This window comes from Desulfofundulus thermobenzoicus, assembly GCF_009428905.1.
GTDB lineage: Bacteria > Bacillota > Desulfotomaculia > Desulfotomaculales > Desulfovirgulaceae > Desulfofundulus_A > Desulfofundulus_A thermobenzoicus.
In genome coordinates, this window is the sequence record NZ_WHYR01000069.1 from 1 (window position 1) to 14,080 (window position 14,080).

A 14,080-nucleotide genomic window follows, 5' to 3' on the forward strand; every position below is an offset into this window, starting at 1 on the left:
TCCTCCTCCTCCTCCTCCGGCGGCGGCGGCAATTCAGTGGTTTTCTCCCCGTTGACTTCCATGGGATTGTTGAGCCCTTTAGCGGCCAGATCCACCCGGACCAGGCCCGCTCCCTGCTCTTCATTGGACAGGGACGGCAGCTTTTCGGCGGTTTTGTACAGTATCTGTAAAATTTGATCTGGTTTGAGTCGGGGGGGCAGGGCCATCAATAAAGCCAGGGCTCCGCTGACATGGGGTGTAGCCATGGAGGTGCCGCTCATCCGTTGAAAGAAACCCCCGGTTCCAGTGGACAGTATATGGTTGCCAGGAGCTACCATTTTCAGCTGTGGTCCCCGGCTGCTGTAGGGGGCCAGCCGGTTGTGTTCGTCCGTGGCACCCACGGCTACCACTTCCGGATAAGCAGCCGGATAATCCACTGACTGGTAGGTACCATCGTTACCAGCGGCAGCCACCACAATCATTCCGGCGGCCGTTACCTGCCGGATGGACTGGTGTAATGCCTGGCTGGGCTGATCCGAGCCAAAACTGATATTCACTATTTGTATACCCTGGTTCAGGCACCACTGCAGTGCCCTGATAATGTCGGCAAAATAACCTTCCCCCCTGTAATCCAGAACCTTTACGACGTATAACCTGGCCCTGGGGGCGGCGCCAACCACTCCGAAGCCGTTGTTTACTGCCGCAATGGTGCCGCTGACGTGGCTGCCGTGTCCGTTGTCATCCTGGGGGGGCAGGTGGTGATCCAGCAGGTTGATTCCCCCGGCGATGTTGTCCTGCAGGTCGGGGTGATGCAGGTCCGCGCCGGTATCCAGCACGGCTACTTTGATCCCTTCCCCCCTGGATAAGCCCCACAGGGCATCGGCACCTATACGGTGAATACCCCAGGGAATAATCTGATGCCTTTCCTGTTCGAACATCATCCCCCTGACCGATGTTTTTACCGGGTATAATTTAACCCGGTGGTTTTCTTCCAGGGAAGCAATCTCTTCTTCGCTGTCCAGGGCCTGGAACTGCATATCCGAACTAAAATAACAAATTGCTCCATTGATAAAGGGCAGCGGTTCAATGCGGGTTGCCCCGTACCCTTCCAGTAACTTTTTTAAATCAGGATGCAGTTGTCCCTGATCAAAAGCTCTTTTTTTGAACAGGATTATTTTTTCCCCTCCGGACTTTTGATGGCGGGAAAACAGCTTCATAGGGCCATCTCCTTGCGGTCAGCGTTCTTTACCATCGGCGGGGTCTGATGCAACCGGGGTATTTTCTTTATTCTCCTGGCTGGCCAGGTTTCGCAACAGGGCGTTGATGGGATCCAGCACCCTGGCCAGGTCCAGGCTTGTTTTGGCATTACGGGTTCCCTGGGCGGTGGAAACTTTATATTCATTAAAGGTTTTGATGATGGAATCAAACATTACCTGGGCGCTGTTGGCAATGATTTCAATCACCTGTCCCACAGTCCGGGTTCCGGCGATAATAGAGCGCAAAGTATACTCCAAACTCCTTTTATCCGTATCCGTGCGCACCGGGGGTTCCTTCACCAGCCGGTCCATTTGATTGGCCAGTATTTCCAGCTTCTGGGCCAGCTTGTTTTCCCGGGAGCGCTGCAGTTCCAGATCGGCAATGAGTTCGGCCAGGCGATCCAGACTGGCCGAAACTTTACCGGCATCTTCCATCTGGTTGTTCTTTTCGGCGTGTAAAGTTTCCAGACGCTCCAGAAGTTGCGAAAGGGTTTCCTGGAGCGGTTTATCAGCGGCCATGCTAAACACATCCTTTCCTGAGATGAGTCTGGAGGGCTACAGTGGATGTAGCCCTCCGGGACTGCAGGAAAACATTTTCCAGTGGAAGGCTGCCGGGTTTAAAAGGCCAGGACGACCAGCCCCACCACGGAGACCAGGGCACCTGCAAAGAAGAAGCCGAACCGGATTAACAGAAGACCGACGAGCAGCAGGAAAATGCCGGCAAAAACTTCCGTAACACTGGTGGCCTTGGTTCCCACTTCGGGTTTTTCAACCACATCGGGCATTGATAACCCCTCCTCATTTGACTAATTTATCAGTGAGAACGACACCCGGGTGCATCGTTCTGATCTAAAATATGTGCGTAAGGGATTTGGTGTTACTTCATCTGGAAGAAATCTCTTTTTTTGTGGAATTTTCTTGTCCCGGATTCAATAAACAGGTGCCATCCGGGGGCGGCTGCAGGAGTGAATACGTAGAAATAAAAAACCAGCGGCCCTGTATGGCTGCTGGTTAAACTTTATTTTCCCCCGCAATCACAATGATGTTCCGTCAATACCGGTCTTAAACTTAAGGCGGCCTTTTCGCCCAGGTTGCCTTTTCCTGGAAAAAGAAGATGCAATGCCGTGGCCAGGCCGTAGACTTGTCCGTGCAAAAAGGCGGCATAGGCGACCAGGCGGGGATCTGGTGGTAAAGACTGCAACTGATCCAGAGCTTGTTGCAAGATGCTTAACAATTGTTCACCCTGCCGGTGAAACCGGGCCTGGTCGTGCTGGTCGTTATAGCTCATAACCTTCGCCCGGGTTGAGGATGATCACCCGGGCCGGGGTTTTGGTTTCCACCACCCGTTTGAATGCCTGCGGATCCTGGGCAATTAAAGGCCACGTATTATAGTGCATGGGTATGACCATATTGGGCTTGATTAAATGCACCGCTTCCAGGGCGTCTTCCGGCCCCATGGTGAAGTTGTCCCCGATGGGTAACAGGGCCAGATCAATGGGGTGCAGCCGCCCTACCATGGCCATGTCGCCGAAAAGGGCGGTATCACCGGAATGATAGATGGTTTTGCCGTCCAGGGTGAAGACAAATCCGCAGGGATTCCCCAGGTATTCCGCCGGTCCGTCGGTCACCAGGCCGCTGCCGTGCCAGGCCGGGGTTAACTTTACTTTTACAGGCCCGAACTGATGGCTGCCTCCGATATGCATGGCGTGGGTATGGGCACCCTGGCGGGCGCAATAGCTGGCCAGTTCAAATACACCCACTATGGTGGCCTTTGTGCGTTGGGAAATGGCCACGGCATCTCCCAGGTGATCCCCGTGCCCGTGGCTGACCAGAATCAGGTCCGGCTTCAAATCCTCCACCTTTGCGGCAGCCACCGGATTACCGGTAATAAAAGGGTCGATGAGCACGCTGGCTTCTCCTTCCAGCAAAAAACAGGCATGTCCCAGGTAGGTAACTTTCACCGTCCTGTCACTCCTTTCCTGAAAAAGTGCTTAATGCTATTATAACCCGCATTATTCCCCGGCCATAGATGGGCCATGGGATTTATGGCAGCAATGTTTCTGAATCAGGTAGGATGTTATTTCCCGGGCCGTGGTATACGGGTCCTTTTCCCGCCGGGCCACCGCTTCCAGCAATGGTTCCAGGTGATCCATTTCCTGCCGGATCATTTGCTGCCAGAGATATTGTACCAGTTCCAGTGTTTCCGCCAGTGCCCGGTCCCGGCGAATGTCGTCCAGGCTTTTGGTGGTAACGATAAACTGGCGGTGGTTATCAATGGCGGAAAGAAGCTGATCCATCCCCCGGTTATCAATTGTGGAGGTTTGCACCACCGGCGGGCGCCAGCCCGGCCGGTCGTCCTGCATATCCAGCATCATTTCCACTTCTGCGGCAACTTTGGCCGCCCCGGGCAAGTCACATTTGTTAATGGCAAAAACATCGGCAATTTCCATAATACCCGCTTTGATGGTTTGAATGGCATCTCCGGCTCCCGGGGTCAAAACCACCACCGTGGTATCGGCCACATGCATAATGTCCAGTTCGGCCTGTCCCACCCCCACCGTTTCCACGATTACCCAGTTAAACCCGAAGGCATCCATAGCCTTAATCACTTCCCGGGTGGTATGGGATAATCCTCCCAGGCTGCCCCGGGTACCCATGCTCCGAATAAAAACTCCCCGGTCCGTGGCATGGTTTTGCATACGGATGCGATCGCCCAGAAGGGCTCCGCCGGTAAAGGGGCTGGTGGGATCGACGGCGATAATGCCCACCGTTTCACCCCTTTGGCGCAGCAGGTCAGTTAAGGAATCGACCAGCGAGCTCTTTCCCGCGCCGGGTGAACCGGTTATGCCCAAAACATATGCCTGCCCCGTTTTCGGATAAATCTGGCTCATCAGCTGCTCAATACCGTTTTCTTCATTTTCCAGGTGGGAAATAACCCGGGCCAGTGCCCGGGGGTCACCGCGCTGAAATCTGTGGATAAGCTGTTCCACGTTTTCCATTTATGACTCCTCCCATTTATAGATAAATGATCTTCGCTCTGTTTCCGGTATATCCTTTCGGATTTGCCAAAAATAAATGAAGTCAGAAAACTGTGACAACTAAATGCCCCTGGAATGCCCAAAGATACGGTTAGGTGGTCCGGGAAGGAAGCCGAATGGTATGATGGGAAAAAAATTTGGCCCCGGGAAGAAAAACCGGGTGCCTTATACTGTAACGTCGGCTATTTTTCCGCTAGAGGAATAAATCCAACCATTTGCCCGGGAAGCCTTTTCCCCTTTCCTCATGATGGTTACAATAGGGTCAAAGGCCGATAACAACCTAATCTCCTCTCCCTTTCTCCGCTGTATCGTCAGATACAGCTGTCTTTTTGAAAAGAAGGAGACTAGCGGTTTTCAGCCAGATACCTTTCGGCACTTACGGCTGCAATGGCTCCATCGGCTACGGCGGTAACTACCTGTCGCAGGGATTTTTTGCGGACATCACCGGCGGCAAACAAACCGGGGCAACTGGTGCGCATCTGGTCATCGGCAATTACATAGCCCCGTTCATCCAGTTCCACCAGCCCCTTAACCAGATTACTGGCCGGGTGGAAGCCTACGTAGATGAAAATGCCGTCCACGGGCACCCGGCGGGTATCCCCGGTGCGTACATCTTTAATCCGTACGCCGGTAACACCGGTATCACCCAGAATCTCTTCCACCACACTATGCCAGATGAATTCGATACGCGGGTTCTGGCGGGCGCGGGTTTGCACAATTCTGGTGGCCCGCAGTTCCCCCCGGCGGTGAATGATGTAGACCCGGGAAGCGAAGCGGGTTAAAAACATGGCTTCTTCCACTGCGGCGTCTCCTCCGCCCACTACGGCCACCTGCTTGTTTCTGAAAAATGCCCCGTCGCAGGTGGCACAATAGGAAACCCCACGGCCGTGGTAAGTTTCTTCTCCGGGCACATTCAACCTTTGGGGTTGCGCTCCGGTGGCCAGAATTACAGCCCGGGCGTTGACGGGGCCGTCATCGGTATCCAGAACAAACAGCCCGTTTTCTTGCTTTATGCTTTCTATGTTATTGTTTCTTATTTCCAGCCCGAAACGTCTGGCCTGGGCTTCCATCTGCGCCGTCAGTTCCGGACCACCAATGCCTTCACTGAAACCGGGATAATTTTCAATGAATTCCGTGCTGGCGGCCAGACCGCCGGGCATGGCCCGTTCAAAGAGGACGGTGTTCAACTCAGCTCTGGCGGCATATATACCAGCCGTCAGTCCGGCGGGACCGCCGCCGATAATTGCCACTTCATAGGGTGCCATATTAATAAACCTCCTGATTTCAATTATACTTTATAGTTATTTTAGTCAAAATAAATAAACCCGTCAAGGGTAAAAGGGCGGTCAAAGGACCGGCCGTGAAGAAGGAGGAATGGCCGTGCAATCGAGAGAATATTCTGCCATCGGCAAAAGGATCAGGGAGGCCCGCTACAAACTGGGTTTAACCCAGGAGGACCTGGGCCGGCGGGCACAACTGCACTATAGCTATATCGGGCAGGTGGAGCGGGGTAATAAACTTCCTTCTTTAAAAACACTGCAAAAAATAGCCTCTGCTTTAAACATCCGCCTGGAGGTGCTTCTGAACGACGGGGAGGAACTGGAAATTTCCCCCGAGGATTTACTGCGCCGGGAATTAATCTCACTGGTCCGCCATTGTCCGGCGGATCACCTGCGGCTTTATATCAATATTATTCAGCAGATAAAAAGCCGGCTGGAGAAAACGGGGTCCCGCGCCCGGGCGGAGCATTGAACTTCAGGCAATTTCCACTTCCCCCAGGTAAGCGCTGCGGATTTGGGGGTTGGCCTGCAGTTCTTTTGCCGTGCCATGTAATACAATGCGGCCCGTTTCCAATACGTAGGCCCGGTGGGCTATCTGCAGGGCCATGAAAGCGTTTTGTTCCACCAGAAGAACGGTGGTGCCCTGCTGGTTAATACTCTTAATGATTTCAAAAATCTCTTCTACCAGCAAGGGTGAAAGCCCCATGGAAGGTTCATCCAGGATAAGGAGGGTTGGTTTGCTCATTAACCCCCGTCCCATGGCCAGCATTTGTTGTTCCCCGCCCGAGAGGGTGCCGGCCATTTGTTTGGCCCTTTCCCGCAAACGGGGGAAACGGCTCAATACTTCCTCCAGATTTTCTTCGATTTCAGCCCGGTTATTGCGGGTATAGGCCCCCATCAAAAGGTTTTCCATCACGGTAAGGTTGGGAAAGATCAGCCTGCCCTCCGGTACATGGGAAATACCCATTCTGACGATTTTATGGGCCGGGATGCGGTTTATTTTTTGCCCCCGGAAGATAATCTCACCGTTCCGGGGGACGAGCAATCCGGAAATTGTGCGCATGGTGGTGGATTTACCGGCTCCGTTGGCACCGATTAGGGTAACAATTTCCCCTTCCCGGACATCAAAGGAAATTCCCTGTAACGCCCGGATGGCTCCGTAATAAACTTCCAGGTTTTTTACTTCCAGCATCATGCCACTGTGACCCCCTTACCCAGATAGGCCTCCAGAACCACAGGGTTGTTGCGGATCTCCTGGGGTGTACCGGTGGCGATGATCTGGCCAAAATCCATCACTACCAGGCGCTCGCAAAGGTTCATGACCATGCCCATCTGGTGTTCTATCAATAATATGGTCAATTGAAAGCGCTTTTTGATTTCCCGGATTAATTCCACCATTCGTTTGACTTCCGCCGGGTTCATGCCGGCGGCCGGTTCGTCCAGAAGTAATAACACGGGTTTACCGGCCAGGGCACGGGCAATTTCCAGACGACGCTGGTCGCCGTAAGGTAAACTGGCCGCCTTTTCCTCCGCTCTGGAAGCCAGGTTTAAAATAGACAGCAGTTCCATGGTTTCAGAGATGACCCGTTCTTCTTCCCGGTTAAAACGGGGTGTCCTGAAGATGGCGTCAAAAAAATTGTAGTTGATACGGGGATGAAAAACGGCCCGTACATTATCCAGAACGCTGTTCTGTTTAAAAAGGCGGATATTCTGGAACGTCCTGGCTATGCCCCGCTGGGAAATTAGAAAGGGAGGCAGGCCGGTGATATTTTCGCCGCGAAAAACAATGCTACCGGTGGTGGGTTTGTAAAGACCGGTAATCAGGTTGAAAACCGTGGTCTTACCTGCGCCGTTGGGGCCGATCAGGCCCACAATTTCCCCTTCTTCCAGTGTCATGTGAAAGTTGTTAACGGCCTTCAAGCCGCCAAAAGCCTTGGATAGATCCTTAATTTCCAGAACCGGCATGGGCCTGCTCCTTTCCGGTAACTGTTTTTACTGGACGTGGAAATAACAGTGACAACTCCTTGCCGCTAAAAATTCCCTGGGGTCTAACGATGATGGCTACAATTAGAATCAGAGCATAGATTACCCCCCGCCAGTCGATGAAGGCTTGCCCCAGAATAATTCGTAGTCCTTCCAGTAAAAATACCCAGCCCACTGCTGTGACAATGGTTCCGGTCATACTGCCCAGACCACCCAGCACCACAATAAGCAGAAAGTCGAATGACTTCAGAAAATCAAAACTGGCCGGGTGCAGAAATGGGTAACGATGGGCATATATGCCCCCCGCCAGTCCGGCCAGGGTGCAGCCCATGACAAAGGCCATTACTTTATAGCGGGTGGTATCGATGCCCATAACGTCGGCGGCAATCTCGTCTTCCCGGATGGAAGTACAGGCCCGCCCATAGGTGGAGGAAATGAAGTTGCGCACCAGCAGGATGACCAGCAGGGCAAACAGGAAGATCAGGTTGAATTTGGCCAGCTGGGGTGTACCGCTCATTCCGGTGGCCCCCCCCAGGACCGGAAAAAGTTTGTTGCTGTTTTCCATGGCCACTTTGACAATAATACCAAAACCCAGGGTGGCAATGCCCAGGTAGTCTGACCGCAACCTTAAAATGGGCAGGCCAATTAACAGGGCCACCAGACCGGCCAGTGCTGCACCGGCCAGCAGGGAAAGCAGAAAGAATAACATGTTTCCGTTTCCGTATGTCTTATCCAGCGCTCCGGCAATGTATGCCCCCAGGCCATAGAAGGCCGCGTGTCCCAGGGAAAACTGGCCGGTAAAACCATAGATTATGGAAAGACCCAGGGCCGCAATGACCGTTATCAGAGCCTGGTCCAGAACCAGCTGCCAGTAAGGGTTGAGAATGCCGTTAAACTGCAGAAACTTCACGGCACCGAAAAAGACTGCCGCTCCCGCCAGAAAGATAATTGTCTGTCGCGTAATTCTCATCTGCCCACGACCCCTTACTATACTTTTTCAGTTTCGGTGCGCCCCAGCAAACCGGTGGGCCGGATTAAAAGGACCAGGATCAGTACGGCAAAGGCAATGGCATCCCGCATCTGGGAAGAAATATATGCCGAGGTAAGGGTTTCTACCTGTCCCATAATTAAAGCCCCCAGCACCGCCCCGGGGATGATACCGATGCCGCCCAGCACCGCCGCGGTAAAAGCCTTCAAGCCGGGCATTATGCCCATGAAGGGTTGGATCTGGGCATAGGCGATGGCATAAAGCACGCCGCCCAGGGCGGCAAAGGCGGAACCAATGGCAAAGGTCGCGGAAATGGTGTTGTCCACATTCACGCCCATCAGCCTGGCGGCATTGTGGTCCACGGCCACGGTGCGCATGGCCATGCCGATTCTGGTCCGGTAGATGAGAAACTGCAGCAGAACCAGCATGATCACCACCACCACGATAACCATAACCTGAATATTGGTTATCTCCAGCCCGGCGATGTTCCAGTGCACTTCCTGGATGGGTCGGGGCACCACCCGGTAGTTGGGACCAAAAATAAATTTCATACTGCTGAAATATTCCAGAAACAGGGATACTCCCAGAGCACTGATCAGGGCGGCTATTTTGGGTGCATAACGCAGGGGGCGGTAGGCAATTCTTTCAATGACCACTCCCAGGACGGCGCAGAACACCATGGCGGTGAGGATGGCCAGGGGCAGGGGCAGCCCCCAGACGGCGAAACCAAAATAGCCGATAAAGGCGCCCACCATGAACACGTCGCCGTGGGCGAAGTTAATCAGCTGCACCACACCATAAACCATGGTATAACCCAGGGCAATCAGTGCGTACATAAAACCCAGCTGCAAACCGTTTAATACCTGTTCCAAAAAATGTTCCACCGTGTTTAGCCTCCTAAAAAACAGTCGTCGGTCGCCGGATTAAGAATTACTGCCTCTTATTTATACTCGTTTATACCCGGTTCCGCCAGCGGCCCGGGCATATCCCGGGTAAAGCAATCAGCCCGGCCATTGCTGTTCCCCGGGCATGAATGTGGGCACTGGTTAAATGCCGATGCGGGGAGGGGTTTGGGACCCGCCTCCCCGCTTATCAGCTGGCCTTACTTGATGGCGGTTACGAATTTTTGTTTGCCACCCTCAATTTTTAGAATGGTAACCGGTTTAATGGGGTTGCCATTCTGGTCAAAGGATATATCCTGCCCACTGACCATGGAGAAACCTTTGGTGTTTTGCAGGGCTTCTTTAATCTTGGTCGGGTCGTCGCTGTTGGCCGTTTTGATGGCGTTCAGCAGCAGGTTGGTGGCGTCATAGGTGTTGGTGGCAAAGGCATCGGGTTCCTGCCCGTATTTTTGTTTATATTTTTCCACCCAGTTTTTAACCTCGGGCCGCGGATCCTGTGGCGAATAATGGTTGGTGAAATAGCCGCCTTCCATGGTCTTATAATCCAGGTCGGTGGAATCCCAGCCGTCGCCGCCGATAAAGACGGACTTAATCCCCTTGCCCCGGGCCTGCTGGGCGATAACGCTGACCTTTTGATAGTAATCCGGGAGGTAGAGGATATCCGGTTTTTTCTGGGCTATATTGGTCAATACCGCGGAGAAATCCATGTCATTTTTGCTGTAGGATTCCATGGCCACCACCTGGCCGCCGCCGGCGGTAAAGGCGTCCTTGAAGTTATTGGCCAGGCCGATGGTATAATCGTTACCCTGGTCATACAGGATAGCCGCCGTTTTCAACTTCAGATCATTAAGGGCAAACTTTGCGGCCACAGTGCCCTGGGTGGGGTCGATGAAGCACGCCCGGAAGACGTAATCCTTGCGTTTGCCTTCATCCACGGTCACCTTGGGACTGGTGGCCGTACCCGTAATCAACACTATTTTATTGTCGTTGGCAAATTTGGAGATGGGAATGGTGGTAACAGAAGTCAGTGAGCCGACTATGGCCTTTACGCCGTCCTGGGTGACCAGCTTGGTGGCTACGTTTACCGCTTCTGTGGCGTCGTTACGATCGTCAACCTCTACGGGCTCGATTTTAAAATCGCCGGCCTTGTACCCGGCCTGTTCCAGTGCCATCCTGAAACCATTTTTAGCTGATTCGCCAAAGGTTTTCACGTCACCGGTGAGTGGAGCGATAAAACCAATTTTAATTACTTTTTCGCCCTTTGCCGCCGGTGTGCCCGGGCTTGTTGATGATTGCCCGCCGCAACCAGTAACTAAAATAGCCAAACTAAATAGTGCCAGAACCAAAATTGGTATTAACTTACGACTTGCTCGCACTTTTCAATAACCTCCTTCTTTATTTTTTGCTATTATTAGACGCGTCCAAGGAATTAGACAATCACCTCCTTTTTTTAGAGGTATGGTGGCTTCTGGTTGAACTTCTGCTCCTTCGGTTTTCCTTAAACAATTCAAGTATATTTTATAAAGGTACAACTCCCCAGAATGATTCAACAAAATCTTTTAAATTCCTGCTCCTGAGCGGGGGACAGATGAAAATTTTATTCAAAACAGCGGGGCACCCATGAAATGGGTGCCCCGGTATACATGATTTCGGTTTACAAACTCCTGCCTATCACCTCCTCCTTCCGGGATACACTAAATCTATATTGGCCGGGGGAAGGAATTTTTACTGGTAATTTATGGCTCTTCCCGCAGCAGGGTTGAATGGCGCAATTGGGGACAACCGCAATCCTGGCTGGTGGTTACAGTACCCGTGGCCGCCAGCAGGATACCGGCTATGGAGAAAGCTTCCTGATAAAAAATATCGGCCAGTTCCCGGTGTTCCCAGTTTCGGACCACTCCTTCGGCATAATTGGTTACCATATCGATCCGGGCGTAACAGGCGCCAATTTCCCTGGCCAGGTACACTTCCGGACACATGCTCTGCCCGACCATGTCGGCACCCAGTTGTCTGAGCATATTTATTTCCGCCGGACTTTCAAAATGCCGGCCGTCGGTAACGGCATAAATCCCTCTTTTGAAGATTCGCCCGGGTGCCCTGCCCCGGGCGGCGTTCAGCAGTGCCTGCCGCAGGTGGGGACAGACAGGCTGGCGCATGGTCAGCAGGTATTCGCCCCCTAGGCCCACATCCTTGCGCATGGAAAAGTCCAGGTAATCCGTGGGAGTAATTAAATCCCGGGGTTCCAGCAAGTGGTTTATTGCCCCCACGCCGCCCTCGGCCAAAATTTTTTTCACACCGGCTTCTCTGAATACCCAGAAAAGCTGCCGGGAGGCGTCCGCCCGGCTTACTCCCCGGCGCCATCCATGCATTTTAACGGTTAATATTTGTTTATCGCCCAGGGCGAACAGCTTTAACGGCGGGCTGTCCCCGTAGGGCGTGGGAAAAATAAGATTTTCAGCGATTATCTGTACATGGGGGGCTTTCAGGGCGGCGGGAAAATCCAGGCTGAAGGTGCTGGAACCGCCGATAATGGCAAAGCCGGCCTGTGGCACTTTATGCTGGGTCATGTTACCTGCTCCTTTCGGGCGATGTAAAAATGGCGGCGGCTGTCCGGGTGGACGGGATTAAAGGAGAAGGCGTCAAAGGTGGCCAGGTGTTTTAATCCTGCCCTCTGGAGAGCTCCTCTCACCTCTTCCGGCAGATATCCGTATTCCCGGTGTTTTTCCCTGCATTTATAGTAAATTTCTCCCCGGCGGATAAAAGCAATAAGGTTTATTTCCCAGCAGCAGCTGTGCGCCTCATAGTTGCTTTGCCAGATGAGAGTCAGGTCCGGTTCCTCGATTACCGCCGTTTCCGGTTTGGTGCCGGCCAGCCATCCGATGGCGTTCATGTCCCCGATGAAAAGCCCTCCGGGCACCAGGTTTTTATATACCTGCCGGAAAGTTTTCTCCAGATCCCCAATTGAAGGGAGGTAATTTAAACCGTCGTGGAAGCAGGTGATCAGCTCCACGGGTTCCGCCAGCTCGAAGGAACGCATGTCGCCGGTGAAAAAGGGCACTTCCAGTCCCTGTTCCCGGGCTTTATCCGCTGCCATTTTCACCATGGCCGGGGAGATATCCATACCCGTGACCCGGTAGCCCCTTCTGGCCAGGGGCAGGGTAGTCTTTCCGGTGCCGCAGGCCAGATCCAGCACTGTCCGGGGATTATGGCCAAACCGGTGCAGGACCTCTTCCAGATAGTCCGTCCATGCTTCAAAGTCCACTCCGGCCACTAAAAAATCATAGACGGCCGCCAGTCCGGTATAGGGTTCCATGTCTTTGTTTCTCCTTCTCCCTTTTATTCCCGAATCAGCCGCTGCCTGTTAGTAATGGACCCCCGGTATGTCCGGGGGTCTGGTTGGTCTTTAAAGGTCGTCCTTTAATCAAATTATCAGGTATGGTAATGGTCCCTATTATTTCCTGCGCAAATGCCCGGTTATTACGGCTTGGGGTGCAGCGGTTTTCGTATTCCCTTTGGTTTTCAAGTAAAATCAGCTCACGGATATACTTTTGCTCAAACCACGGACAGGATGTTTTCCCCAGAACTACCTTCTGTTTATTTCAGGCTGGCCAGAATGTCCTCCAGCACTTTCTTGATCTCCTGATCACCGTTGATATTTTTCAAAAGGCCTTTGCCCTGGTAGTATTCGATCAAGGGCTGGGTTTGGGCTTCGTAAACGTCGAGGCGGTTGGCTACCGCTTCTTCATTGTCGTCACTGCGCTGGTAAAGCTCGCCGCCGCAGGAGTTGCATTTTCCTTCAACCTCCGGCGGGTTGAACAGGATGTGGTAACTGGCCCCGCAGTTGCGGCATACCCGCCGGCCGGTCAGGCGGGCCATCAGCTTGTCCCGGGGTACGGCGATATTGATCACCGCATCCAGGGCGATGTCCATGGTTTTGAGAGTGTCGTCCAGCGCTTCCGCCTGAGCCAGGGTACGGGGGAATCCATCAAGGAGGAAGCCCTTTTCACAATCCGGTTTCTGAAGACGGTCCTTGACCATTCCCACCACTACAGCATCGGGGACCAGTTCACCTTTGTCCATATACTCCTTGGCCTTCTTCCCCATCTCAGTGCCTTCTTTGATGGCCGCCCGGAACATATCCCCGGTGGAAATGTGGGTGATCTGCAGTTCCTTTACCAGCATTTCGGCCTGAGTCCCCTTGCCGGCTCCCGGCGGTCCCATAATCAAAAGCTTCAATACCATCCCCTCCTGCATAAAGTGGTCTCTCTAGTTTAAGAAAATTATAACATGGATTGGTGGCAAGAGGAACAGGTTTATCATAGAAAAAGTGAACCCCACGGGGGTTTTCGATAAAAATAAAAAAGCCTTGATTTTCAAGGCTTTCAGAGCAATCCCTGGTCGGGATGACAGGATTTGAACCTGCGACCTCACGGTCCCGAACCGTGCGCTCTAGCCAAACTGAGCTACATCCCGCAATACACATTATCCTATAAATACATTGAAAAGTCAAGGGCGACTTTCCGGTCCGTCCGTGTCAAGATCCAGTAGGTATCTCCATAAAAATTTTTCCCGTTTTGAGACCTCACCGCTCAAAAACATTAGTTTCAAGGCAGCGGCCTTGACATCCACCCCGCAGGTGGTCAGACAAACCCAC

The 14,080-nt window shown here is 52.9% G+C and carries 16 protein-coding genes and 1 tRNA gene; 1 reads left to right on the forward strand and 16 read right to left on the reverse strand.

Features of this window, described 5'->3' with window-relative positions:
* The 7 genes from GFC01_RS16555 to trxB all read right to left on the reverse strand — a co-directional run.
* The coding region (locus GFC01_RS16555) for a S8 family peptidase (RefSeq protein WP_152948264.1) at positions 1-1,196 on the reverse strand (1,196 nt) is incomplete at its 3' end.
* Between the two features lie 18 nt (positions 1,197-1,214).
* Complete coding sequence (locus GFC01_RS16560; protein ID WP_152948265.1) at positions 1,215-1,754, reverse strand: hypothetical protein; 540 nt, start codon at positions 1,752-1,754, stop codon at positions 1,215-1,217.
* A 98-nt stretch (positions 1,755-1,852) separates the two neighbouring features.
* Complete coding sequence (locus tag GFC01_RS16565) at positions 1,853-2,020, reverse strand: hypothetical protein (protein WP_152948266.1); 168 nt, start codon at positions 2,018-2,020, stop codon at positions 1,853-1,855.
* A gap of 233 nt (positions 2,021-2,253) precedes the next feature.
* Complete coding sequence (locus GFC01_RS16570) at positions 2,254-2,523, reverse strand: hypothetical protein (RefSeq protein WP_152948267.1); 270 nt, start codon at positions 2,521-2,523, stop codon at positions 2,254-2,256.
* On the reverse strand, positions 2,513-3,196 hold the full coding sequence (locus GFC01_RS16575) for a metal-dependent hydrolase (RefSeq protein WP_341474062.1): 684 nt from the start codon (positions 3,194-3,196) through the stop codon (positions 2,513-2,515). The genes GFC01_RS16570 and GFC01_RS16575 overlap by 11 nt, the downstream gene beginning before the upstream one ends.
* 51 nt (positions 3,197-3,247) lie before the next feature.
* Positions 3,248-4,234 carry a methylmalonyl Co-A mutase-associated GTPase MeaB gene (gene meaB / locus GFC01_RS16580; RefSeq protein ID WP_152948268.1) on the reverse strand — a complete coding sequence of 329 codons (987 nt, stop codon included), beginning with the start codon at positions 4,232-4,234 and terminating at the stop codon, positions 3,248-3,250.
* A 383-nt stretch (positions 4,235-4,617) separates the two neighbouring features.
* The gene (trxB, locus tag GFC01_RS16585; protein ID WP_152948269.1) at positions 4,618-5,538 is read right to left on the reverse strand and encodes a thioredoxin-disulfide reductase; all 921 of its coding nucleotides are present in this window, start codon (positions 5,536-5,538) and stop codon (positions 4,618-4,620) included.
* Positions 5,539-5,653: 115 nt separating this feature from the next.
* Here trxB and GFC01_RS16590 point away from each other — a divergent pair, with 115 nt between their 5' ends.
* Positions 5,654-6,025 carry a helix-turn-helix domain-containing protein gene (locus tag GFC01_RS16590; protein WP_194175009.1) on the forward strand — a complete coding sequence of 124 codons (372 nt, stop codon included), beginning with the start codon at positions 5,654-5,656 and terminating at the stop codon, positions 6,023-6,025.
* Between the two features lie 3 nt (positions 6,026-6,028).
* Here the strand turns inward: GFC01_RS16590 and GFC01_RS16595 are convergent, their stop codons facing one another.
* From GFC01_RS16595 to GFC01_RS16635, 9 genes are all read right to left on the reverse strand, one after another.
* Positions 6,029-6,748 carry an ABC transporter ATP-binding protein gene (locus GFC01_RS16595; protein WP_152948271.1) on the reverse strand — a complete coding sequence of 240 codons (720 nt, stop codon included), beginning with the start codon at positions 6,746-6,748 and terminating at the stop codon, positions 6,029-6,031.
* A complete protein-coding gene (locus GFC01_RS16600; RefSeq protein ID WP_152948272.1) occupies positions 6,745-7,518 on the reverse strand; it encodes an ABC transporter ATP-binding protein in 774 nt (257 codons plus the stop codon). Before GFC01_RS16600 ends, GFC01_RS16595 begins: the two co-directional genes overlap by 4 nt.
* Positions 7,499-8,506, reverse strand: coding sequence for a branched-chain amino acid ABC transporter permease (locus GFC01_RS16605; RefSeq protein WP_152948273.1), 1,008 nt, complete (start codon positions 8,504-8,506; stop codon positions 7,499-7,501). The genes GFC01_RS16600 and GFC01_RS16605 overlap by 20 nt, the downstream gene beginning before the upstream one ends.
* 17 nt (positions 8,507-8,523) lie before the next feature.
* A complete protein-coding gene (locus tag GFC01_RS16610; protein ID WP_341474063.1) occupies positions 8,524-9,408 on the reverse strand; it encodes a branched-chain amino acid ABC transporter permease in 885 nt (294 codons plus the stop codon).
* 218 nt (positions 9,409-9,626) lie between these two features.
* Positions 9,627-10,802 carry an ABC transporter substrate-binding protein gene (locus GFC01_RS16615; RefSeq protein WP_341474064.1) on the reverse strand — a complete coding sequence of 392 codons (1,176 nt, stop codon included), beginning with the start codon at positions 10,800-10,802 and terminating at the stop codon, positions 9,627-9,629.
* A 360-nt stretch (positions 10,803-11,162) separates the two neighbouring features.
* Positions 11,163-11,993, reverse strand: coding sequence for an MTAP family purine nucleoside phosphorylase (locus GFC01_RS16620; protein ID WP_152948274.1), 831 nt, complete (start codon positions 11,991-11,993; stop codon positions 11,163-11,165).
* Positions 11,990-12,739, reverse strand: coding sequence for a class I SAM-dependent DNA methyltransferase (locus GFC01_RS16625; protein ID WP_152948275.1), 750 nt, complete (start codon positions 12,737-12,739; stop codon positions 11,990-11,992). Before GFC01_RS16625 ends, GFC01_RS16620 begins: the two co-directional genes overlap by 4 nt.
* 281 nt (positions 12,740-13,020) lie before the next feature.
* Positions 13,021-13,662: an adenylate kinase gene (locus GFC01_RS16630; RefSeq protein ID WP_152948276.1), complete on the reverse strand. Its 642-nt coding sequence runs from the start codon at positions 13,660-13,662 to the stop codon at positions 13,021-13,023.
* Between the two features lie 159 nt (positions 13,663-13,821).
* Positions 13,822-13,899 (reverse strand) — tRNA-Pro (locus GFC01_RS16635).
* Positions 13,900-14,080 lie beyond the last annotated feature (181 nt).

What these genes read in the sequence shown, in the direction of transcription:
- GFC01_RS16595 (WP_152948271.1), bottom strand. Translation starts at nt 6,748, where the DNA reads ATGATGCTGGAAGTAAAAAACCTGGAAGTTTATTACGGAGCCATCCGG.
- GFC01_RS16605 (WP_152948273.1), bottom strand. Translation starts at nt 8,506, where the DNA reads ATGAGAATTACGCGACAGACAATTATCTTTCTGGCGGGAGCGGCAGTC.
- GFC01_RS16625 (WP_152948275.1), bottom strand. Translation starts at nt 12,739, where the DNA reads ATGGAACCCTATACCGGACTGGCGGCCGTCTATGATTTTTTAGTGGCC.
- GFC01_RS16565 (WP_152948266.1), bottom strand. Translation starts at nt 2,020, where the DNA reads ATGCCCGATGTGGTTGAAAAACCCGAAGTGGGAACCAAGGCCACCAGT.
- GFC01_RS16560 (WP_152948265.1), bottom strand. Translation starts at nt 1,754, where the DNA reads ATGGCCGCTGATAAACCGCTCCAGGAAACCCTTTCGCAACTTCTGGAG.
- meaB (WP_152948268.1), bottom strand. Translation starts at nt 4,234, where the DNA reads ATGGAAAACGTGGAACAGCTTATCCACAGATTTCAGCGCGGTGACCCC.
- GFC01_RS16570 (WP_152948267.1), bottom strand. Translation starts at nt 2,523, where the DNA reads ATGAGCTATAACGACCAGCACGACCAGGCCCGGTTTCACCGGCAGGGT.
- GFC01_RS16600 (WP_152948272.1), bottom strand. Translation starts at nt 7,518, where the DNA reads ATGCCGGTTCTGGAAATTAAGGATCTATCCAAGGCTTTTGGCGGCTTG.
- GFC01_RS16620 (WP_152948274.1), bottom strand. Translation starts at nt 11,993, where the DNA reads ATGACCCAGCATAAAGTGCCACAGGCCGGCTTTGCCATTATCGGCGGT.
- trxB (WP_152948269.1), bottom strand. Translation starts at nt 5,538, where the DNA reads ATGGCACCCTATGAAGTGGCAATTATCGGCGGCGGTCCCGCCGGACTG.